The sequence below is a fragment of the Bacillus cereus group sp. BfR-BA-01524 genome (assembly GCF_022662595.1).
Taxonomy (GTDB): domain Bacteria; phylum Bacillota; class Bacilli; order Bacillales; family Bacillaceae_G; genus Bacillus_A; species Bacillus_A thuringiensis_S.
This window is the reverse complement of the sequence record NZ_JAKUDW010000003.1, coordinates 60040-83328: the sequence shown is the minus strand read 5'-3', so window position 1 is coordinate 83328 and position 23289 is coordinate 60040. Positions and strand designations below refer to the sequence as shown.

Here is a 23289-nt window from a genome sequence, read left to right as displayed (position 1 = left end):
CCTTCCGATTACAATTGGGGGATTTTTTTATTCCCGTTTATGTTAGTTGGAACTTATTAATTGTTAAATGTACCTAACAAATAAAGGAGCGAGAAAAATGAGTACTTCAGACACTATTGTTACACATGTAATGCTCTATATAAGTCGTTAATATCCATCAAACTTATATAGAGCAATTAAAAAATGGATGGATGTTCCGACTTTATACGAAACGTTTCGATATATAAAGGAGGAATTATTATGTCAATGATAAAAGTCCAAGATTTAACTTTTTCATACCCAGGTAGCTTTGATAATATTTTTGAAAGTGTAAACTTCCAAATAGATACGGATTGGAAGCTAGGATTTATCGGTAGAAACGGACGAGGTAAAACGACATTCTTTAATTTATTGTTAGGGAATTATGAGTATGGTGGGAAAATCCTTGCTTCGGTAGAATTCAATTACTTCCCCTACTCTGTTGCAGATAAGAACAAATTCACTCATGAAATCCTTGAAGAAATTTGTCCCCAAGCAGAAGATTGGGAATTTCTGCGTGAGATATCCTATTTAAATGTTGATGCTGAGGTCATATACAGACCATTTAAAACATTATCAAATGGGGAACAAACAAAGGTGTTGCTTGCTGCACTGTTTTTAAATGAGGGCCAATTCCTATTAATTGATGAACCAACAAATCATTTAGATACTGATGCACGAAAGATAGTCTCTGATTATCTAAGGAAGAAAAAAGGATTTATTTTAATTTCACATGACAGAATCTTTTTAGATGGGTGCGTTGACCATATCCTATCTATAAATAGAGCAAATATTGAAGTTCAGAGTGGTAACTATTCTTCTTGGAAGTTAAATTTTGATAGACAGCAAGAGCACGAAGAGGCTACAAATGAGCGTCTACAAAAAGACATAGGGAGATTAAAACAGTCTTCCAAGCGTTCAGCAAGTTGGTCTCATGATGTGGAAGCTTCAAAAAATGGAACGAGGAATTCAGGCTCTAAGTTGGATAAGGGGTTTGTAGGTCATAAAGCAGCCAAGATGATGAAAAGAGCAAAAAACCTTGAATCAAGACAACAAAAAGCTATTGAAGAAAAGTCAAAATTACTAAAAAATGTGGAGAAAACTGAGTCCTTAAAATTGGAACAATTACAATTTAAATCAAATGAATTGATTACTTTGGTTGATGTGTCCGTTAAGTACGATGACCAAATTGTGAATGATTCGATTAGCTTCATAGTTGAACAAGGTGACCGAATTGTACTTGATGGAACGAATGGGAGCGGAAAAAGTAGTATCCTAAAACTAATTCTAGGACATCCGATACAGCATACAGGCTTAGTTATTTTAGGTACAGGACTCATCATTTCCTATGTCCAACAAGATACTTCTCATTTAAGGGGATCGCTATCAGACTTTATTGAACAGCACAAGATTGATGAGACCTTATTTAAATCCATCCTACGTAAGATGGACTTTGACCGAATTCAATTTGAGAAAGATATATCTCATTATTCTGGTGGACAAAAGAAAAAACTGCTTATCGCTAAAAGCTTATGTGAAAAAGCTCATATATATATATGGGATGAACCACTAAATTTTATAGATATCTATTCCCGTATGCAAATCGAAGAGCTTATTCAACAATTTAATCCCACAATGGTTATTGTTGAGCATGATAAAGCATTTCAACAAACAGTTGCAACAAAAACTATATCTATGTAGCTCAAAACGAATACTTGAAAATATAATCAGCAAATTGAGTCATTGAATTATAAATACTTTAATGACGTGTTGAAAAAAGCCTAATTTCTCTACAATACATTGAGAAATTAGGCTTTAAATAGTAATAATAGAATTCATATACACTGAATAATTTACACGTTAGGTTTATCTGTTAATGCAGTAACAATCCTGTTCACTAAGTCTTCTGGCATCCATTCATGATTTGTATCATTCGTTTCATTTGGCCCTAAAGAATCAATAAACTTTTTAAACTTTGGAAATAAAACAATAGAAGTGATCCAATGTATCGTATGATTTATGGAGAAGAAATGAAAAACTCCTTGCTTTTCACCCTCCTGTAATATTTCTTTTAACTGTTCAAAATTACCTATGAAATACGGTTTAATCTTTTCTAATCGTGCACTTTCCTTAATAATCTCCTCATATGCCAATGATCCAATTTCAGGGTTCTCTTTTATATGTGTAGTAAAAACCGTTAAATATTCTCTAAGGGCATTGATAGGATCAAATTGATTCTTCTCAAGAAAATTGGGTAGCTCATTAGCAAGACCATATTTCTTAAACACCTCATAATATAGGTTTTCTTTCCCATTAAAATAGTAAGAGGCCATAGCAACATTCACTTTCGCTTCTTTTGCAATTTCTTGTATGCTCGTACCTTCGTAGCCACGCTCTCCAAATTTTTTCTTAGCAGCCTTTAAGATATTTTCCATCGTCTGCTCTCGAGATTTCCCCATTTCACACACCTCAAATAGTATATATTTCACTTCAAAAACCCAATAAGGACTTTGAATAGAGTATCTTTTTAATGAAATTTAATTATATATTTAAAGTGATAACTTAACAACCGATGAGGTTCTGATTACTTTAAACAATATCCCCTTGCGTAGCATCAATAGCTTTCAACTACTTTACGCTCTTTTCTAATTGAGTAAAAGAATAGACAAAAAACATCTAATTTCATCTTAATTTCGTGCGCGAATAAAAACATAATAAGGACCAAAGTTTATTTATTTTATAGATAAACTTTGGTCCTTTCGTTACATTATACAGATTTAAAATAAAGTGAAACTTTAATCAGTGGGGGTTTTGTTCATCCACCACTGATTATTAGGTGAACCAATCGGGCTGCCCGTTAATGCGGGATAAACTAGTATACTCGTATCTTGATGAGATAATTATCCATCAATCGTCCATCATTTTCTGACTAAATCTGTTTAATCTCGATATAAGGTCCTTTAATGTTTAATTTGTTAATATCATTAGATATATTGCCTACAGTTGATTTTTCATTAAAAGTATAGACCTTTTCACCATTTACAAAGATACCCCAATTTTTATCTTCGTAACTGATACCATAACCAGCATTGCTAGACGTAGCTTTGAGTTGATTTCCATTCATTGAAAGAGATAATTTCCCTTTTCCTTTGTTAAGTTTATCATTCACGCTGTTGATACTATTCATTTGTTCTTCAAGGGCTTTTTGGTTATCAAGAGTAACTTGATGATTTTTCCAGTCTAATTTATAGTGGTTCGTAAAGAATTCATTATATGTATCTTTATTATTTGTTCCCCACCATTTTGAACTTACCCATTCGATATTGTACTGATCTGAAATTCTACGATTTGTTATTTTTAAATCTGATGTAGTTTCTGTTTTATCAGCAGTAATAACCGCTACTACGTTTGGAGAAAAACCATATCCTGTTAAAGCTGGTACTGTATCTTTTGAAACAAAATTATTCGTTCCTTCATTATAACTACGTGATTTCATAAATAGTTGATTACCATAGAAAGTATTGAATGAATCACGATTATAAATTCCCCACTCTGGGAAATTAAATGATTGGAATCCTACTTTCCAATTTAATTTTTTATCTGTGTGAGTCTCTAATACCGTTTTATAATCTACTTGATCATAAGATACACTTTCTTTCCAAGCAAAGCTACCTGTGATACTTGCATCGGCATTTGGCCCTTTATCATTTACTCCTACTTTAACACTTCCACCAAGTGTATACCCTACCTCAGAAGTGACCTTTGCTGAAGTCATTGTATTAACTGGGGCAGCTTTATGGAATTGAGCACTATCACCACTTGTTATTTCTGCTTCAGTATGATAGGCTGATGGCCATTTTAAACCTGCGTTATAGTATCCGCTATTAATTGTATATTTAGCATCTATATTACTACCATCAGTGGTAACAATTGCAATCTTTTTATCTGCGTAAGGATCCTCAATAAAAGAAACTTTTATTGAATTTTTGATATTCTGCTTCATGTCATAAGTAGTTTTAAAACTATTATAGACCTTCCCACCATTTTGAAGATTTTCCACAGTTCCTTTAGAATCTGCAAATGCAGATGTTGCTTGTAAACCAAATGATCCAGACATAATAACGGACACTACCGCAACGCATTTAGCTATTTCTTTTGCTTTTTTCATACAGACAGCCACTCCTTCTTAAACATTTAAAAGATATAAATATATTATTTCTAGTTCACAAAAATAGAGATAGATTCATAGCCATACAATATAGAAATTCATTAACTTTTATGACACTAACTAAAAACACATGTTTCACTAATCTTCCTCTCACTATTATTCATAACTATTATCAACATTATTAAAACATAAAATAACGATTTAAACAACAATTTTAAATACAAATTTAAAATTGTTGTTTGAAAAACTACAAAAAAATTATAGAATTCTTCATTTCGAGAATTACTATATTTTCAATTACTTATTACAGCCTATATTCAGATACATTATTTCCTTTCCATTCATAATAATCTAAAATTCCTTCATAAATGGCTTCTGCTGCAATTTGTCTGCCATTTTCCGTAGATAATTTACTGTAATCAATACCATTATCTATAAACGCCAGTTCCGTCAACACAGCTGGCATGTCATTTTCTCTTATAACATGAAGGTCTCCATGTTTAACTCCTCTATCTCGTGTTTGAAGTGCCTCTACTAAACGTGTTTGAATTTTTTCCGCTAAAACACGACTTTCTTCCACATGAGGATTTGTTTTTTCGGATTTAGAAGATTTATAGTAATATGTTTCTGTCCCTTTTGCATTACCATTAAAAGCATTTGCATGTACGCTTATAAAGATATCACCCTGATTTTTCTTAGCAAATTTAACACGTTCCTGTAAAGAACTTTTTTGATCATGTCCTGGTCTATTATCAGATTGACGAGTTAATAAAACTGTAAATGGTGTATGCTTTTCAAGTAATTGTTGTAGACGTAAAGAAGTGTCTAGTACAATCTTACTTTCAGGTAATCCCTTTGTGGATTTCCCAGGATCTTCGCCACCATGTCCAGGATCAATAATGATTATTTTGCTTTCTAATGGGTTTTTTGGACGATGTTGCATCATATCTGTTTTTGCAGTAAGTTGAGCAGCTTCAGCACGTGTTATAAATCTATTTGGTTGCCAACCGTTCTCAGTACCATTAGAAATTTTCAAACCGATTAAAATATTGGCATATTTTTCTCCCCAATGGCCTTTTAAATCTTCAAATTTAACCTGCTCGTTATAATTTGGTGTGCTTTGTAGTTTATATGCATTTACTAGCATCGTAGCCATAGCAGCGCGAGTTACTTTTCCAGATGGATTGAAGATTCCATTACCCTCACCTTTAACAATACCAGCTTTTTCAGCAGCAGCAATATACGGAGTAGCCCAGTGGTTTTGTGAATCTGTAAATGATGGTTTTGCATTAGAGTCAATTTGTATACCTAAAACTTTTGTCATAATTTTTGTAGCTGAAGCTCTGTCTAATGAGTCATTTGAACCGAAAGTTCCGTCTGGATAGCCATTCAATACCTGTTTATCAACTAAATAATTAACGGATTTGTCCGCCCATGCAGGAACATCTGGGAACTTATGAGTATTTGCAAATGTATTAGATGAGTAGGATAATAAACTTCCAGCAAGAATTCCTGTAGCAATTAATTTGTATTTCAAAATGAACACCTCTATCAAGTTATTACAATTTGGTAAATATATCATTTATAATTTATAATTAATCTTTAAATAATACGACCTTGAATAAAGAATAGATTAATTCGTTTATATTACTATATAACGGATAATGAATTTAAAATCGAACTATTACTCTAAAAATAATCCTCGGACATACACTTATAGATAGAGATTATTAAATATACTCACCAACATCGTGTAACCAGTATAGTTACTTATACATACGAGTGTCAATTAAAATAACCTTACAATTTTGTAATATAACCACCTTAATAGTAAACCAAGTAATTATTAAATGTTATAAATAGTTACTAGATATAATAAAATAACAATCTTAAATTTTGAACAAAGACTAATTATTTTAATAGGAAAATAACTTATAACAACCGCATTTTCAACAATGCTTTTGAATCCTACTTTACTCTATAATTCTCTGTTATATCCCAACGTGAATGCTCCTATAATATAGGCGATTGCTGCAATGAATACTAGTATTTCCTCAAAAAACATCTCTAGAAGCCACCTAAAGTAGCCTTTATTAATACACTCACACAATCCATCTTTTCACTCCCTTAAGACATCCTCAAATTTTACAAGGACTGAAAAAAGAAGAGGGATACCTTCCCTCTTCACCAAAAAATTAAAAAACACCTTAATTTATATCCCCTGCCTTTTACAATCTCACGTCTATTGATAGCCAGTTTAATTCTTCAATTCTATTTTCATAGATTCATGTATTCTTCTAAAGTCTGCTTTTGTTTATATATATTTTCAGCAATATCTCCTACATAGCGAATATGCCAAGGTTCATATGCATAACCTGTAATACTTTCCTTTCCCTTAGGATAACGAATGATAAACCCTGCGCGATGCGCGTTTTCTTTCAGCCATTTTCCTTCCTTCGTATTAGCAAAGGATAACTCTAGTTCATTGTTCGCACTTTTAGAAGAAACGTCCATTGTTAACCCTGTTTGATGTTCGCTATGTCCTGGTTTTGCCGAGAAGCGATCCGTATGCTCTTGTCCTTTTCTTTTCACATTGTTTGCATACAGTCGTTGTTGATAGTCATAGGAACGAAATCCCGAAACAGCATTTAACTGAATCCCCTCCTGCTTTGCTAAATCAAATAACTTTTCCAGTGCTTCTGCCGCCTCTTTACGGAGGTGGCTCTTTTCTACCGTTCCACTAAATGAGAATGGTACATTTGGTACAACTAAATCCTCTGGTTTATAGTCTTCGGGTAATCCATATTCCTTATTAACTACAGCCTGTATACTAGCAAAAGAACTTTCATTGTATTTTGATTGCCCTTTTCCTCTACTATCTTTCTCTTTATTTATGGAGTTTTCACGAGATTCATAGTTCGTCTTATCTGGTTCTTTACCAATAGATTGATTGGTGTAAATTATAAAGATACCTAACATCATAATTACACAAATGAAAATCCCTACTAATTTAAGTCTCATTATTCATTTCCTTCCTGCAACTCTTACTATTTCTCGTTCATAATATCTCAACCATATCAAATTCATATTAATTTGAAGTGAACTTTTGTTCTTACCATATTTCTTAATAGAAAGACTGTATATCCTTCTATTTGTTTGACATCATTAAGATGCTCACAAATATAAATAAATTCTATTCCTACATATAGATAAAAAATCTAAAAATTTATATAATAAGATTAGAAGTGTAGCGTATTATTATTGAAGGGTCTTGGTATAATGCTAGGCATTAATGTAAAAAAAACAAATGAAGAGTTAATTATTTCATGGCAATTGGCGGAGATTACAATTCCATTACGTGATGTGATTGAGATTACCGAAGATGCTACCTATGCTGGTGTTGAAGAAGTAGATGTCATACGTATTGGAACAGCTTATGGAACAACAGACCGTATTTTAATTAAAACAGTAAAACAAAATTATGTATTATTTACTACAAATAAATTTGCTATTTTAAATGCCATTCACGCTTAAATATAGGAGTCTTCTTGGCTAAAATGATAAAAATAAGCACATCTTGTTATAAAAACAGATGTGCTTATTTTTTAATTTCTATGCATTTTTACGTTTTAAGAAAATCACTCCACCAACAATTAACAGTAATGCGCCTGCAGCCATAGAGATCCAACTTGTAAGATTAGTACCTGTTTGCGGTAACCATCCAATTTTAGATTGAATTTCTTGCTTAGGTTGTGGCTGTTCTTTTACTTGCTCGTTAGGCTGCTCTGGTGTTGGAGTATTTTTATCTGAATTTGGCTGTTCTGGTTTAGGTTGTTCCGGCTTTACCTCTTTAAATTTCACTGTTTGTCCCTTATCTTCAATTTCAGCGTGAATAGCTACTAATATATTATCTTGATACAGTTCTTCAAACACTACTACTTCTTTACCTTGTAATGCAGAAGCATTAAATGTGAAATCTAGTGTGATAGAACCATTCTTCTCTTTAGCAATAAACTTAGATTCTACTGTTACTTCTTTACCATCAACTAATAATGGCTTGTTTGTTGCTTTATCCATTAGTTTACCTTTTACAACATACTCTTTACCCACGATTAAGTCTTTGTATTCCACTTTATCTTGGATTGTTACAGATTTAGAAGCGTCTAACTCTTTAGAACCATCAGCTTTGTTTATAGCTGTCGTTTTAATAGAAGGTTCTACAAATCGAACTGTTTGACCTACATCGTTAATGTCAGCATGCGTTGTAATTACTTGCCCTTCATGTAATAAGTCTTCAAACACGACTACTTCTCTTCCTTGCTGTTCAGCACCAACAAAAGTAAAGTCTAATGTTACAAAACCGTTCTTTTCTTTTGCAGTAAACTTCGTTTCAGCTGTTACTTCTTTTCCATCAATTAATAATGGTTTGTTAATAGCTTTGTTCATTAGTTTACCTTTTACAGTGTACTCTTTACCTACAACTAAGTTAGTATACTCCACTTTGTCTTGAATAGTGATAGAATCCTTTGAATGAATCTCTTTTCCACCATCAGCTTTGTTTGTTGCTGTCGTTTTTACTGATGGCTTAACGAACTTAACTGTTTGACCTTTATCATTGATATCAGCATGTGTTGTAACAGTTTTTCCTTCTTTCAATAACTCTTCGAATACTACTACCTCTTTTTCTTCTAAACCAGTTGCATCAAATGTGAAGTCTAATGTAATAGAGCCATTTGCTTCTTTTGGTGTAAACTTCGTTTCAGCTGTTACTTCTTTACCATTTACAACTAATGGTTTATTAGTCTCTTTATTCATTAATTTACCTTTTAAAGTGTATTCTTTACCTACTTGTAGGTCTTTGTATTCCACTTTATCTTGGATTGTTACAGACTTAGACGTGTGCATTTCTTTTGTGCCATCTGTTTTATCAGTAGCTGTTGTTTTTATTGAAGGAATCTTTTCATCTTTGACAATGTGTTTAATGATTTGACCATTCTCTTTAATTTCAAAAGAGAACGTTTCTTCATTTAATACATAACCTTTTGGTGCAACAGTTTCTTTATATGTGTATTTTCCAAATGGTAATTTTTCAAATTTAGCGATTCCTTTATCGTCTGTTTTTCCTTTTACTACTTCTTTTCCTGCTTCGTTATAAATCGTAAATTCTGCATTTGGAAGCTTGTTATTTCCATCAGCTACATCTACCTTTGTAATTTCTAGATCACCTTTGATAAGATGATTAACTGCCAATAACTCAATAATCTTCCCATGTTCCTTTATTTCGAACATAATTGGTTCTTTAACAAGAACGTAACCATTTGGAGAAGCCTTTTCTACAAATGAATATTTACCATACGCTAAATCTTTGACGTTAATCTCGCCATTTTTATCTGTCTTATATTCCCCAACTACTTTTCCACTTTCATCTTTCAATTCAAATACTGCACCTTCTAATTTTTTGCTAATATCTTCATTATCTACTTTTAGTAATTTTACACTACCTTTCACTTCGGTATTTTCCACTGTAAAAGTAAGTGTTTTATTGTGCTCTTTAATTTCAAAAGGATACTTTGTTTTATTTCCAATATATCCATTAGGTGTTTTTGTCTCTAAGAAATAATACTTACCATACGTAAGACCTTCAACGTTTGCAATTCCATTTTCTTTTGTTACTACTTTTTGCACTTCTTTTCCATCTTCAGTAAAGACTGTGAATTCAACATTTGGTAAAACCTTTCCTGAATCACTGAGCTTTTTAATTTCGATGTTACCTTTTACTTTGTTATTTACTATTTGGACAGCTCCTGTTTCTCCTGTCTTAACTTCAATAGTTTGTGGTTTATCATCTGAAACATAGCCTGTTGGTGCTTTAATTTCTTTTAATGTGTAAGTACCAATTGGTAAGTTGTTTAATTCTGCCATACCATCAGCACCAGTCGTGATTTTTCCAACTGATTCATTATTTGCATTAAAGACCTCAAATACTGCACCAGCTAAAACTTCTCCACTTTCTCCAACCTTTTTAATTTTTAAAGAACCAGCTGCTTCCCAATTTACTGCAAGATCACTACTAAGCTTTTCTTCATTTCTTTCTAATAATACTGTAGCGTTCTGAACAGTATCCGTACCACGGTAAGCAATTGCTTGAACTTTAGTTAAATTAGCAGCTACACTTAAATTAAATTCACCCGTTTTTGTATTCTTAGGAATTTGGATACGAAATTTTTCTCCAACTGAAAGCTGATCTTTCACTTCTCCATTTTCACTAACAATTCTAACTCCATTAGGTGCATTTTTCGCTACTACCTTATAAGAACCACTCTTAGCATTTGTTTGTACTGAATATAGATTTGTTTCGAAGAATTCACCCTTTAATTCTGCTTTTTGCTTTTCAGCAGGAATCACATTCATAAAAACATCTTGAGTCTCTTCACTATTGTTAGCATTACTAATAATAGCCTTAGCTGCTTTTTCAACATTTTTATTCTCATGTTTTAATTCATTTACATCGAGTTGACCTAATGCATTCCAAACCGCAAGTTGCGTTGCATAATGCGCTTCATTTTTATTAGCTACTCCCAGCTGTTCAGCACTTTTTTGTGGGAAACCATTTAATAAGACTCTATATACTACATTATCTGTTTTCCCCATTTCAGGAAGATCTTCACCATTTGGTGATTTTAATCCAAGAGTTAAGCAATAAGCAATTTGACCACTTGAATTTTTAATCATTTCAGTGCGAATGTACTTACCTAGACTATTACTATAACTCCAGTCCATTGAATATTTCTCATGCGTCATAACCTCTGCACTAGCCCTAGGTAAAAATACATTAAGGAATAATGCCAGTACTGATAATAATGTAAAAACTCTTATAATGACTCTCTTACCCAATTTTGTAACCTCCCTAGAATAAATTAATCCGAGTATATATCGCAATATCTAAAACATTCACGATCGACCCGATTATCATTATAAAACAATAAATTACAAATATTAAATAATTTTAATGAAATAGTCAAAAAATTTACACATTTTATTATTTATCAAGTTTTTTAACGAATTTACTATATACAAATTCTAAAACACGCCTACAAGTTAAAAGACAAATATGTATGTTAAATATATAAATAGCAATTCCTTCACTTCAGTTATTAAGCTTTCCCACTATTAAAAATAGCCTTTTCATTTTCTGGTTAATCCGAGTAATTTATACACCTCTTTTAATCTATTAATTCTCTATTACGCTCCTTCATTGAGATATAAGGGTGACTCCTCATTTAAAGAATAAAGTAAAACTTTATTCAGCTCGATCCCCATCTAACTTCTTTACTTTCATTGAATTTTTGGGCGTGAGTCTTACTGCCCACAAATAGCGGGATACATTATGCAACATTGCATTTGATAATCATTTTCAATGTAACTATAATGATTACATGGTTACTGTTAATCCAATATTCTACATGGAGGTTTTATTATGTTTAAAAAAATTATTGTATCTTCTATGGTGCTTACTATGTTCGGTGGAGCTGCAACTATGCTAGAGGTACCTACTGCTCAAGCAGCTTCTTATAACTCAACATCATCCTCTTACTTTGATGTTACTCCTGAAGAGGCCGTGGCTTTCTATCAATCTCAAGACTATAAAAAATTAAAAGTATTTTTGGATGACTTTGAAGCTAGAAACCCTTATACTCCTGGTGGAGGCTACGCTCAAGGTAGTGTACGTATGCAAAAATTCAACGATGCTCTTAGAGATGCCAAATTAACAAATGTCTACCAAGAATTTATTAGAATCTCATACTACAATCATTATCCAGAACCAAAATAATAACAACGGATAAAGTGAAACTTTAATCAGTGGGGGTTTTGTTCATCCCCACTGATTATTAGTTGAACCAATCGGGCGTTTACTGGCAGTTGATGCGGGATTAAATGTTTATTATTTCTATAACTTAGCCTAATTTTAAATGTATAATCTAAAAATAATTACTAAAAACCACTCATATAAGGGTGGTTTTTCTATTTCCCCATATCATTTAGCGGAATGTTACATCATCTTTATTTTGATATCTTTTATAGTAGACATTCTCTCGTTGACACAATCTAGTAGGTTAGCAATGGAAATATCAAAATGTATTTATAATTGTTTTCTGTTTAATAGCAAAAAACGAACACCCTCTCACAATTAGATAAGGTGCTCGTTTTCATTTTTATCGGTAATTCTCAATTCACTTTAGCTTCTTTCCAATAAGTAAAGATTAAATTAACTTAAAAACAAAGCGTTTTAAATTTAATTCATAGATCTTACTGAAACTTGGAATTGCCCCTTAGAACCATCATCATTTGAAACGTAAATTTTATATGTTCCATTCGGTAATGGAGATAAAGCATTCCGTACATTTGTAACATTAATTTGTTGTTCTCCAGGTTTTATATAACCACCAACAATTAGCTCTGTATTTGGACCTTTTACACTATATCCCATTGTATTTTGACCATTATTTTTCATAGAGAAGCTTAAGTCAGTACTCCCATCATATACGAAAGAAGTTTCAGCCTCGCCACTATAATCCATTGTTTGGGTTAATAATAAGTCTGCAGAAACATGTTCAACTACATGAATTGGATCATTCGTTTTGTGTACTTCTTCAGCATAAGTATTATTCCCTAACACACCAAGTGTTAATGCTGAAACTACTCCACAACTAAGCACTAGTTTATTTAACTTCATTTTAAGTTCCCCCTTGATGTTTGTATTCTATTACCATCATACATCCTTTTCCAAGTGCGTTTTTATGTAATAATTCATATCTATAAACCTATATATCTTAACTTTTCATCTTAATAGTTATTAAGAAACCCACATAGATAAAGCTACAATATTACGCTTCATAAAAAACATGTAAATTTTAAAGTCTTTTTCTAACAAAGTTTTATACGAGTAAGTACTAAAATACTCACATAAATAGCATTTCTATTTCAGATAAAATGTACTAATAAAATTTTTCTAAAATTTCACTTTGTAATTTGATATATTCCATGTTAATATAACGAAGGCTACAAAACAGGAGTCACCACGCATATCATTTTCACAGAATATTCATACTTAAAAAACCTTATTTTATCAGTAACTCAATCCAAATTTCACCTATACAAAAGTTAGTTTATAATTTCATATGTACATAAATTTAAATAGATTTTTTCTATTTTCCTTATCAATTTTAATACGAGTAATATAACAGCATATTTTTCAAGTACCCTTCCTTTTTTAGATAAAAAGTCTACTAATACTAAACATCTATGTCCAACTCATACATAATTCTACTTACAAACTATCGGAGATGCAAAACTATGGGAATTTCTACTCTTTTATTAAATACCTTTATTATAATAATTTGTATCCTTAGCTATCACGTATTTTGGCTAGAGTTTAAAGAAAAAACAACATGTAATAATATATTATTTTCTATCCTTTCCTCCATTGCTATTATTTTTTGTATGACTTTTCCTTTTCATTTACATGTGGGATTTATTTATGATTTACGTTTTATTCCTATAATATTAGTTTTTCTATATGGAAATACAAAAAACATTGTTTTTATAGGAATTTTATATCTTTCTTATCGGTTTTACTTAGGCGGAAATGGCGTTCTTCCATCATTTATTATCTTCACTATTATTTTTGGTATAACAATGCTCTTTCGTTACTTATTACCTATGTATGTTAAAGAAAAAAAAGTATTATTAAGCTTATTCCTTATTTTAGTATGTACAACTTCACTTTCTATTTGCGGTATTGTAACTCAAATACATACAGGAGGGAAAATAGACTCTACTCTCATAGAATTTTTATTAAATTACATAATCATTAATATTTTCACAGTATTATTATCAGTTTATTTAATAGAGGGAATGATCGAGAAATATAAAATGAAAGAAAAGCTACAACGGGCTGAAAAATTTTATATAGCTAGCGAACTAGCAGCGTCAATTGCACACGAAATCCACAATCCACTAACCACGGTACATGGATTCACTCAATTATTAAATGAAAAACATGCCTCTAAGCTATCTCAGGATCAATACTTAGAAATCATGTTAATTGAAATGCAGCAAATACAATCTACTATTAATAACTATTTATCTTTAACCAAACCACAGAACACCCTAAAAGAGAAAATAGATATTAATCACATTTTAAATCAGGTGAAAGATACTATTTCACCACTCGCTCTATCATACAAAGTTGAAATCAAACAAAATAGTACAGATTCCTTTTATATAAATGGGGACCCCGAAAAATTCAAACTCTGTCTAAACAACATCATCCAAAACGGAATTGAGGCTATGAAAAATGGTGGATTATTACAAATAAATATACAAAAAGTAAAAGGAAATATCATAATTGATATTATTGATTCAGGAATTGGGATGTCATCTCAACAAATAAAACGAATTGCTTTGCCATTCTATTCAACAACAGAAAAAGGAACTGGACTTGGTACTATGATTGCTTATAGTATTATTAAAGAATTAAACGGAGATATAGAGATAGAGAGTAACTTAGGTAAAGGGACACGCTTTTCTATTAGTATCCCTTACTAATGCGATAAAAATTTTCTGTTTAGTTAATTAAAAATAATAAGGATCAGAGCTTATCTATTGTTACAGATATACTCTGATCCTTTAGTTTAATTCAATTAAAAACACTTAATATTTATAACTTTTCTTACATCGTGATGAAATACTAGTTCATCGACTTTATCTCATTTACTGATTAGATTTGTTTAATGTAAATATAACATCTCTCGACACTTAATTTGTTATTATCATTATAGACATTTCCTACAGTTGTTTTTCCATTAAAGTACAGACCTTGTGCCATTCATTGAAAAAGACAACTCCCTTTTTACTACTTCACTTCCACCGTATAATTCCCTGTCCCCCCGCCATACTGATACACATGTAAATAATACTTCCCTGGATACGTGTAGTAACTACCTAATAGTTTATTCCCTTGCTGCTGAGCATACGTAACATAATTATTTAAATCTGCTTCAGAATAAAGTACCCAGTTCATTCCGATATTATTTTCATTCGTTACGTTAATTTGAAGGTTTTTAGCAGTCTCCACATTAATTTCAAAGAAATCACTTGTATCGCCATTTCCTAAACTAGCACGTAAGACTTGATTTAACTGCAGTTTGTTTGCTGTTTGGAATGAGTTATTCGGTTCTTTTTCTACACTGTTATCTTCTTTCTTTTGAACAGTTACAGTCGCTGTAGCAGTATTAGTTGCTCCTTTATCGTCTGTTACTGTTAATTTCGCCGTATACGTTCCTTCTTTTATATATACGTGAGTTGGATTTTGCTCATTACTTACAGTACCGTCTCCAAACTCCCATTTATATGAAATAATTTTCCCGTCTTCATCTTTTGATCCGTCGCTTTTAAATGAAATTGCTTCATTTACATTTCCACTATACGGACCGTTTATAACCGCAACTGGCGCTTTATTCTCTGCACCTTCTTCTGTATTAATACCGTGGAACACAACATCATATTCAAATTGTCCTGATGCATTCACGCGATAATTTACGAAGTATGCTGTTACTGTTTTATAACCTGTCCATTCTTTTGCACTTAAACGTTTTAACGTATCATTAACGTTTTGTGTAATTGTTTTCCAGTCTTCATATTCTCCTTTTGCTGCAGTTCCTGTATATGTTCCTTGTAGTGTGAATGTATTAAAGAACTGTGATTTATTTTTCTTCACTGATACATTTTTCAATTTTGCTTCCGCCGTTATTTCTGCCGCAATATCTGAAACTGGTTTCGGTGCATGATTTGCTAAATAATCGTCTGATACTAATGGCACGTCATATTTCTCACGATTATCAACTAGCATTTGCATATAGTCTTGATATTCTTTATTTAAATTCGCATCTTTACTTAATGTAGAGCGATATGCATCATATGCTGTTACATCATTTTTCCTAATAAGATCATGTATTTTATCAAACATATCATATCTCTTATTGTACATATAAGATTGTAAAGCAAAGGAATAATTATAGAAATCCCACGTTCCATACTTTGTATTTAACGTTCGCTCTGCCGTATAACGCTCTGCTGGATTTGAAGATAATCCTCCTATAATACTCTTTCTCGGTACAACATTATCCGTTCTCGTTGCCCCTGCAAAAAATTCAGCATTCCCTTCTTCAAACCAAGATAATCTTTCATTTTCATATATTTTTCCTTGTCCCCATAAACCTGGTACTTCATATCTACCTTGTAAATAATGTGTGAACTCGTGTCGGAATAATTCTTCTAAACTATAAATACTTTCTTCTGGCTTACGCTCATAAGTAAAGAACGTACCTGTTCCTTCTATATAAAGACCACCGTTATTCGTTTCATATCCGTACAATTGACGATTAAATTGATATTCTGCTGGGCTATTATAAATAACCATTGTTAATACATCATCAGGATTTCCTTTTTCTAAAGGTTGATCACTTTCAACCGTACGATGGAATTGTGCCTTCACTTCTTTTGCCGCCCAATATAAACGTTTTACTTTTTCTTCTGTCACTTTATCTCCAGCTTTTAAAACAATTGCCCCATCATCAAACGTATAGGTTTTTGGCAAATATTTTTTCTTTCCATCTTCTCTTATTTGATCTAAATTCACCACTTTACCATTTGCATCTTTTCCGCCATAATTCGTTGCGATTTGCTCAGCAGCTACGAAATATTGCTCCCCTAAATACGGATAAATTTTCATCGCATCTGTTACAACTTGTAATCCTTTCGTTCCTGTACTATGGAACGTACCGAGTCTACCTGTATAATAAATGCCATTATTAATAAGCCAACCGTTTTTTGCTGTAATCGTTCCCATTAATGCAAAACGACTTAATTCATTAATATAACTATCTATTTTCTGATACCATACTGTATCTTTCGGTGCTTTCCTCGTATCGTACAAATACGATTGAATGTCGTAGTCAACACCTTGCATAATATCGTAAATAGCATTTCCAGCTGAAAGATTATCTACTAATGTAGAAAAATTATCATTATATTGTTTAAAAATTTTTGCAGCTGATGTTATCGTTTCCACATCACTCGAAGCGTTTCCTATTAACTTTCCGTATGATGATACCACTCTATTTTGCTCTAATGTACCCAGCTTGAAATTTGAATTGTTAGCTATCGCTTTTAATGCAGGTAAGCATTTATCATGATAACTCCGTTCATTTAATTTACTAAGTTCCGAATTATAAAATCCTAAATAAAATCCTGAACGTAATACCTCCACTAATGTCTCAATCCCTTTTGAATCATCCTTCGTATAGGCTTGTCCTTGCTGTTTCAATTTATCAATAATCGCCTGCATCCTACTATCATTTTGATAGAATGCTAGACTGTCTGTATTAAACTGAAATAGCCCCGTAATTTGCTCCCAATCAATTGTTACAAGTAAATCTACTAACTGCTGATTGCTTAATTGATTTAATTCAGCAATTGTATAAGTTTTCGCTACAGCTAATTGCTTACTTTCTTTTTTCACCTCAGGTGGTCTTTGTGATAAATCGGCAAATTGTAGCCTTTTCTCAAAAGACTTGCTTTCGAGCACTTTCGATGAATGAGCTAATTCTTGTACTGGTAGTTGTACACCTACTGGCTCCATTTTGAGCACATTTCGATAAGAAACTTGCTCTCCCTTAGTATCTTCTGCCAAACTGCCCCCTTGAAAACTCCCTAACATTAAACTAGCAAAACTTACCCCTACTAACATTTTCTTTGAATAGCCTTTCATGCTCTCCCCTACCTTACATTTTTAGTGTCCCGCTCCATTATTTTACTATTTTTACTTTTTGTCCTGTATTGAGAAAAAATAAGGTAACGTTCACACATATATTCATTTCATGTAAAATTAACGCTTGACTTTCCGTGCATTTTATATCAAAAAAGATAGATAATAGCAAAATTCCTGCTACATCTATCCTCGTTTTCAACACTATGATTTTAACTTTATAAACGTAACTTCCGGTAATGTTTGCATATGCTGAATAAACTCATTCTTTTCTTCTGACGATATATTTTTCAGTTGCATCCCTACCTTATAAACAGTTTCTGTACCTTGCTGTGAAGCTTCCACCTCATATGAGAGTATTGGGATGCCTTTCACTTGTAGTGTTTCTAATATTTGTTGTACCGCTTCATGTTTATTTACAAACATTTGCACTGTTATATTTTGTGGAAATAAAAATTGCACTTTAAAAATACGACTTACAATTTCTAAACCAATTAAAACGAGAATCGTCGCTCCAATCCCTACTACATACATGCCAGCCCCAATTGCTAATCCAATTCCTGCTGTGGCCCATAAACCAGCCGCTGTCGTTAATCCTTTCACCGCCTGCTTTTGAATAATAATTGTGCCTGCACCTAAAAAGCCAACTCCACTAACGACTTGTGCTGCAATACGGCTCGGATCAAGAGCCATATGTTCTTCATTCATAATATCTGAAAAAGCATATTTCGAAACGACCATTATTAAAGCACTACCTACCGCTACGAGGAAATGAGTCTTTAATCCAGCTTCTTTCGATCGAATTTCTCTTTCAATACCAATCATTGCTCCTAACAAGCCAGCAACACCGATTCGTATAATAAAATCAAAATCTACACTCACGGGCACTTCCCCCTTTCATTCATTATAGATAGATAAAACAAAAATTATCACAAACATCCATTTATCGATACGAAAGAATACCACTAAAATAAACTTAATACTCCGACCGTTTTATGTTAATATTTTAAATATTAACATAAAATAAATAACTTCTAATTTTAAACCTCTACTAATTTTCTAAAAAAACAAAGGTGAATTACATGAAATTAGGTTGAGAAAGTTTAGAAAACGCTTTCATTTTGTGTCATATTTTTTTATAAAAACTACATAAATAAAGGAGCTTACTAACAATGAACGTCTCGTTACTTACACCTACTACTGATTTACAAGAAGAATACTTAGATTTCTATAACGAATGGAAAGATAGCGATGAAACAATGATCCCGTGGGTTATCTCAAAAAATCCTGCCAACTTCCCAGCTATGGTTCAAGAACTTCTCGATGCGCATAACGGAATAAATATCCCTGAAACTTGGGTACCAGACTCTACATATTGGCTTGTTACAGATGAAAATAAAATTGCGGGAGCTGTTAATATACGTCATAGTTTAACCGAACATTTATTTAACGCTGGCGGTCATATCGGTTATGGCATTCGCCCTTCTGAAAGAAGAAAAGGTTATGCTACGAAGTTACTAGCATTATCATTAGAAAAAACGAAGGAATTAAACATCACGAAAGTACTTGTCGTTTGCGACGCAGTGAATACCGCTTCTGAAAAAACAATTTTACATAACGGCGGGATTCGTGATGATGATTTCACTGAGGAAGATGGGAATATAGTAAGAAGATATTGGATTGAGCTATGAATGATCACAAAGAAGCGAGAAAGTGATTATACACTTTCTCGCTTCTTTTACACTGCTTCTATTTCAAACTGCACTGTAATACCACTTGGATCTACCACCGCAAACCCATTTGTAGTTTCATTTATTTCATGTTGTTTTTCTATTAATCTTTCTTTCACTTCATCTAACGCTTCTTTATGCGGTAGTACAATCGCATATACCTTTAGTCCAGTTGCATGTACTGGTGGGTGTGGATTGTTTACTCCGTTCCACGTATTTGCACCAATATGGTGATGGTATCCCCCTGCTGAAATAAATAAGCAATCCTCTTCACGCTGTTGTACTTCAAAACCTACTGTTTCCACATAAAATTCATGTGATTTCTCTACATCAGCTATTCGTAAATGTACGTGCCCAACGACAGTATTAGCAGGCAAACCAGCAAACTCATAATCAACGAGTGTTGCCAATTCTTTTAAATCAAGTGGTGTACTTCCTCCTGGCCCTTCTCCCCATTGATCGCGCGGACGGTCTACATAAATTTCAATACCATTCCCCTCTAAATCTTGCAAATAAAAAGCTTCGCTATACGTATGATCACTTGCACTATTAAACCTTGAAATTGGTAAAATTTCATTTGAATATGTATAACGCCCTTCTTGCTCAGCCGGGCTGTCAATTACATTCTTATTACGAAGAACCCCAAATAGCGCAGAAGCAAAAGCTTCACGAGTCGGAACTAAAAAGGCTACATGATATATACCAGTCGTACGCGGTTCTTGCAGTACCCCGTCCTCTAACTTTTCAAGAACAAGTAACGCGTTCTTTCCACCTTTTCCAGATAAATATGCTTTATTTCCCTCTTGCTTAATTACCTCTAAGCCTACAACATTTTCATAAAAAGCAATTTGACGCTCTAAATCTTTCACTTTAAATTCAACATGACCAATACGTGTTTTCGGATGAATTTGTACCATGAATAACTTCCTCTCTAGTTTCCTTTAATTTTTTATATCAGTTGATAGGCGATAACTCCATTCAACGAATACACCTTAATTTTGTTTTTTCGTAGCATCAACTTTTAGCCATTTTTTCGATATATCACTTAATGTGCCATCTTGCTCTAATTCTTTCAACGCTTTATTTATATCTTCTAACTTTTCACTCTTTTTTGCAAATGGAAATGCAATCTCTCCCCATTCAAGTGGACCAAATCCTATTTTGACGTTGTCCAATTTCGCCTTTGTTATAGTTGTTTCTACTTGAACTTTATCATTATAATAGGCATCGACGCGTCCAAGTCCTACTTCATTCAATTCCGCTGTCGGATCCTCTGAGAACGTTTTAATTGTAAAAGCATTATTTTTATTTAATGCTTTTAATTCTTGCTCTCCAGCTGTACCAAGCCCGACACCTACAGTCTTACCTTTTAAATCTTCTAGCGATTTAATGGTATGATTATCTTTCTTCACCGCGAATACAGAACCAGAATACACGTACGGAATTGAAAAATCATATTTCTTTTTTCTTTCCGGAGAAACTGATAGTTCATTTGCAATTGTATCAATTCGTCCTGAATCTAATAAGCCAAATAATCCCTCAAAATCAGAAACATTCCATTCTACTTTATACCCAGCCTTTTTAGCAGCCGCTTCAATAATTTCAGCATCAAAGCCTTTTACTTTCTCACCTTCTTTAAAAATAAATGGACTACGACCTGCAGATGTCCCAACTTTTACTACTTTTTCATTTGTTGTTTCGCTTGCTGTATTTGAACCACAAGCTGATAAAACTCCAACTGATACTGTTAATGCTAATGTTAGTAATAATGATGATTTCCTCACAATTCTTCCTCCTAAATAACGAAATGATTGCCTTCTTCTGAAGCATTCAATTGTCGTAAAAACTTTTTCGTACGTTCATTTTGTGGGTTTCGGAAAATTTCTTCTGGTGTTCCCTGCTCTACAATAATGCCATCAGCCATAAATATAACGCGATCCGCCACCTCTTTTGCAAAATTCATTTCATGTGTAACAACAACCATCGTTATGTGCTGTCTTGCCAAGTCTTTAATAACTTGCAATACCTCATTCACCAATTCTGGATCAAGTGCGGAAGTCGGTTCATCAAACAATAATACTGCGGGATTTAAAGCCATTGCCCTAGCAATACCTATCCTTTGCTGTTGCCCTCCTGATAACATTGTTGGATAAAAATCTTCTTTATCAGCTAAGCCTACTTGTTTTAATATTTTTCTCGATATTCCCTTTGCCTCTTCTTCACTTTTTTTCTGTACAACCGTTAATGCCGTTGTAATATTTTGCAATGCTGTTTTATTTTTAAATAAATTATAATTTTGAAAAACCATTGCCGTTTTTTGACGCAATTGTATTATTTCTTTTTTATAAAGTCTCTTCGCATAAATCTCTAAATCTTCAATTCTAATACTGCCATCATTCGGTTGTTCTAATAAGTTTAAACACCTTAATAATGTCGATTTACCCGAACCAGAAGGTCCAATAATGACTACTACTTCTCCCTTATTTACAGTAAGTGAAATTCCTTTTAGTACTTCATTATGTTTGTAAGACTTATACAAATCTCTTATCTCAATCATATATATCACCTCATTTCTGTTACAAATATGGTGCATCCAGTTTCTTTTCTAACTTTTTCTGTCCCCAGCTAATTACGATTGTAATAATCCAATATACTATCGCTACCGCTAAATAACTTTCCATATAACGATATGATTGTGCCGCTAGCATTTTCGCTTGTGCTAAAATTTCAGCCACCCCAAGTGCAAAAGATAACGAAGATTCTTTTAACAATCCAACAAAATTATTTCCAAGTGACGGTACTGCGACACGAATAGCTTGCGGAAAAATAATTTGTCGCATCGCTTGCGCCTTTGTCATTCCAACTGATAAACAGGCATCCATTTGCCCTGATTCCACAGCATTTAATGAACCTCGAATAATCTCTGATAAATAAGCAGCATTATTTAAACTTAGGCCAATTAAAGTTGCTTGCATAGCTGTAAGCACTGTAAATGTCGGAAAGATTTGTGGTAATCCGAAATATAAAACAAACAATTGAACTAATAACGGGGTTCCTCTAAAGAAAGAGATATACACTCTTGCAATTGAATATAAATATTTCGTTTTATTTTTCGTTATGATCGCCAAGCCGATCCCTATAACGAAGGAAATAATCATTGAAACTACAGTAATCCCTAAAGTTATATATACATATTTAAATAATTGCGGAAAACTTTCTAAAAAATACGTTACATCAAACTTCACTCTATCCCCTCTCTCTAAACAAAAAACTCTTCTTACGCATATAAGAAGAGTTAAATGTGAATCCATTTCTCCTCATCTTTCAAACGCCTATTGCGTTCGCTGGAGTTAGCACAGTACTTTGATACAGCCTGTTGCTGAGATTTCATCGGGCCAGTCCCTCCATCTCTCTTGATAAGAAAACCAATAAATTTTTCCATTTATTTAGTTGTTATTATGAAGAATACACCCCATTACTAATAATGTCAATAAGAAAACTACGAATTAAATTTAATGCTTTTTTTAGACTGTCTTACTCCTATT

17 protein-coding genes and 1 riboswitch are annotated in these 23289 nt (G+C 32.8%); of the genes, 5 read left to right on the top strand and 12 right to left on the bottom strand.

What is annotated here, in order from left to right; translation table 11 throughout:
• The first annotated feature begins 240 nt into the window (after positions 1-240).
• Positions 241-1719 (top strand): Lsa family ABC-F type ribosomal protection protein, encoded by a 1479-nt coding sequence (locus tag MR170_RS01960; protein WP_016080735.1) that lies wholly within the window; start codon positions 241-243, stop codon positions 1717-1719.
• A gap of 152 nt (positions 1720-1871) precedes the next feature.
• On the opposite strand, the gene hlyIIR is transcribed toward MR170_RS01960, so the two are convergent.
• The 4 genes from hlyIIR to MR170_RS01940 form a co-directional block, all read right to left on the bottom strand.
• On the bottom strand, positions 1872-2477 hold the full coding sequence (hlyIIR, locus tag MR170_RS01955) for a hemolysin II regulator HlyIIR (RefSeq protein ID WP_016080734.1): 606 nt from the start codon (positions 2475-2477) through the stop codon (positions 1872-1874).
• A 470-nt stretch (positions 2478-2947) separates the two neighbouring features.
• On the bottom strand, positions 2948-4186 hold the full coding sequence (gene hlyII, locus MR170_RS01950; protein WP_043937930.1) for a hemolysin II HlyII: 1239 nt from the start codon (positions 4184-4186) through the stop codon (positions 2948-2950).
• 304 nt (positions 4187-4490) lie between these two features.
• A complete protein-coding gene (locus MR170_RS01945; RefSeq protein WP_226604061.1) occupies positions 4491-5723 on the bottom strand; it encodes an N-acetylmuramoyl-L-alanine amidase in 1233 nt (410 codons plus the stop codon).
• Between the two features lie 740 nt (positions 5724-6463).
• Positions 6464-7207, bottom strand: a complete 744-nt coding sequence (locus MR170_RS01940) for a M15 family metallopeptidase (RefSeq protein ID WP_029442983.1) — start codon at positions 7205-7207, stop codon at positions 6464-6466.
• 258 nt (positions 7208-7465) lie between these two features.
• On the opposite strand from MR170_RS01940, the gene MR170_RS01935 reads away from it, so the two are divergent.
• Positions 7466-7720, top strand: a complete 255-nt coding sequence (locus tag MR170_RS01935; RefSeq protein WP_000900689.1) for a SunI/YnzG family protein — start codon at positions 7466-7468, stop codon at positions 7718-7720.
• A 78-nt stretch (positions 7721-7798) separates the two neighbouring features.
• On the opposite strand, the gene MR170_RS01930 is transcribed toward MR170_RS01935, so the two are convergent.
• Positions 7799-11080: a VaFE repeat-containing surface-anchored protein gene (locus tag MR170_RS01930; protein ID WP_242306962.1), complete on the bottom strand. Its 3282-nt coding sequence runs from the start codon at positions 11078-11080 to the stop codon at positions 7799-7801.
• Positions 11081-11663: 583 nt separating this feature from the next.
• Between MR170_RS01930 and MR170_RS01925 the strand changes: the two genes are divergently transcribed.
• Positions 11664-12017, top strand: a complete 354-nt coding sequence (locus MR170_RS01925; protein WP_242306960.1) for a hypothetical protein — start codon at positions 11664-11666, stop codon at positions 12015-12017.
• Positions 12018-12479: 462 nt separating this feature from the next.
• On the opposite strand, the gene MR170_RS01920 is transcribed toward MR170_RS01925, so the two are convergent.
• Positions 12480-12920 (bottom strand): hypothetical protein, encoded by a 441-nt coding sequence (locus tag MR170_RS01920; protein ID WP_000773517.1) that lies wholly within the window; start codon positions 12918-12920, stop codon positions 12480-12482.
• A 620-nt stretch (positions 12921-13540) separates the two neighbouring features.
• On the opposite strand from MR170_RS01920, the gene MR170_RS01915 reads away from it, so the two are divergent.
• Complete coding sequence (locus tag MR170_RS01915; RefSeq protein WP_029442985.1) at positions 13541-14794, top strand: sensor histidine kinase; 1254 nt, start codon at positions 13541-13543, stop codon at positions 14792-14794.
• 307 nt (positions 14795-15101) lie between these two features.
• Here the strand turns inward: MR170_RS01915 and colA are convergent, their stop codons facing one another.
• Together colA and MR170_RS01905 are read right to left on the bottom strand one after the other, a co-directional pair.
• Positions 15102-18017, bottom strand: a complete 2916-nt coding sequence (colA, locus tag MR170_RS01910) for a collagenase ColA (protein ID WP_242306959.1) — start codon at positions 18015-18017, stop codon at positions 15102-15104.
• Positions 18018-18218: 201 nt separating this feature from the next.
• A complete protein-coding gene (locus tag MR170_RS01905; protein WP_242306957.1) occupies positions 18219-18896 on the bottom strand; it encodes an MgtC/SapB family protein in 678 nt (225 codons plus the stop codon).
• A gap of 290 nt (positions 18897-19186) precedes the next feature.
• On the opposite strand from MR170_RS01905, the gene MR170_RS01900 reads away from it, so the two are divergent.
• Positions 19187-19705 carry a GNAT family N-acetyltransferase gene (locus MR170_RS01900; protein ID WP_226604073.1) on the top strand — a complete coding sequence of 173 codons (519 nt, stop codon included), beginning with the start codon at positions 19187-19189 and terminating at the stop codon, positions 19703-19705.
• A gap of 47 nt (positions 19706-19752) precedes the next feature.
• On the opposite strand, the gene MR170_RS01895 is transcribed toward MR170_RS01900, so the two are convergent.
• The 4 genes from MR170_RS01895 to MR170_RS01880 form a co-directional block, all read right to left on the bottom strand.
• Complete coding sequence (locus tag MR170_RS01895) at positions 19753-20661, bottom strand: VOC family protein (RefSeq protein ID WP_242306956.1); 909 nt, start codon at positions 20659-20661, stop codon at positions 19753-19755.
• Positions 20662-20736: 75 nt separating this feature from the next.
• Positions 20737-21528, bottom strand: a complete 792-nt coding sequence (locus MR170_RS01890) for an amino acid ABC transporter substrate-binding protein (RefSeq protein WP_029442990.1) — start codon at positions 21526-21528, stop codon at positions 20737-20739.
• A gap of 11 nt (positions 21529-21539) precedes the next feature.
• Positions 21540-22301 (bottom strand): amino acid ABC transporter ATP-binding protein, encoded by a 762-nt coding sequence (locus MR170_RS01885; protein ID WP_016080723.1) that lies wholly within the window; start codon positions 22299-22301, stop codon positions 21540-21542.
• 19 nt (positions 22302-22320) lie between these two features.
• Positions 22321-22989 carry an amino acid ABC transporter permease gene (locus tag MR170_RS01880; RefSeq protein ID WP_000667177.1) on the bottom strand — a complete coding sequence of 223 codons (669 nt, stop codon included), beginning with the start codon at positions 22987-22989 and terminating at the stop codon, positions 22321-22323.
• Positions 22990-23058: 69 nt separating this feature from the next.
• A riboswitch (SAM riboswitch) is annotated at positions 23059-23167 on the bottom strand.
• Between the last annotated feature and the right edge of the window lie 122 nt (positions 23168-23289).

Excerpts from the sequence above, each read along its gene's own strand:
- MR170_RS01885 (WP_016080723.1), bottom strand. The coding sequence starts at position 22,301 with ATGATTGAGATAAGAGATTTGTATAAGTCTTACAAACATAATGAAGTA.
- MR170_RS01915 (WP_029442985.1), top strand. The coding sequence starts at position 13,541 with ATGGGAATTTCTACTCTTTTATTAAATACCTTTATTATAATAATTTGT.
- MR170_RS01920 (WP_000773517.1), bottom strand. The coding sequence starts at position 12,920 with ATGAAGTTAAATAAACTAGTGCTTAGTTGTGGAGTAGTTTCAGCATTA.
- MR170_RS01960 (WP_016080735.1), top strand. The coding sequence starts at position 241 with ATGTCAATGATAAAAGTCCAAGATTTAACTTTTTCATACCCAGGTAGC.
- MR170_RS01935 (WP_000900689.1), top strand. The coding sequence starts at position 7,466 with ATGCTAGGCATTAATGTAAAAAAAACAAATGAAGAGTTAATTATTTCA.
- MR170_RS01900 (WP_226604073.1), top strand. The coding sequence starts at position 19,187 with ATGAACGTCTCGTTACTTACACCTACTACTGATTTACAAGAAGAATAC.
- hlyIIR (WP_016080734.1), bottom strand. The coding sequence starts at position 2,477 with ATGGGGAAATCTCGAGAGCAGACGATGGAAAATATCTTAAAGGCTGCT.
- hlyII (WP_043937930.1), bottom strand. The coding sequence starts at position 4,186 with ATGAAAAAAGCAAAAGAAATAGCTAAATGCGTTGCGGTAGTGTCCGTT.
- colA (WP_242306959.1), bottom strand. The coding sequence starts at position 18,017 with ATGAAAGGCTATTCAAAGAAAATGTTAGTAGGGGTAAGTTTTGCTAGT.
- MR170_RS01895 (WP_242306956.1), bottom strand. The coding sequence starts at position 20,661 with ATGGTACAAATTCATCCGAAAACACGTATTGGTCATGTTGAATTTAAA.
- MR170_RS01940 (WP_029442983.1), bottom strand. The coding sequence starts at position 7,207 with ATGAGACTTAAATTAGTAGGGATTTTCATTTGTGTAATTATGATGTTA.
- MR170_RS01925 (WP_242306960.1), top strand. The coding sequence starts at position 11,664 with ATGTTTAAAAAAATTATTGTATCTTCTATGGTGCTTACTATGTTCGGT.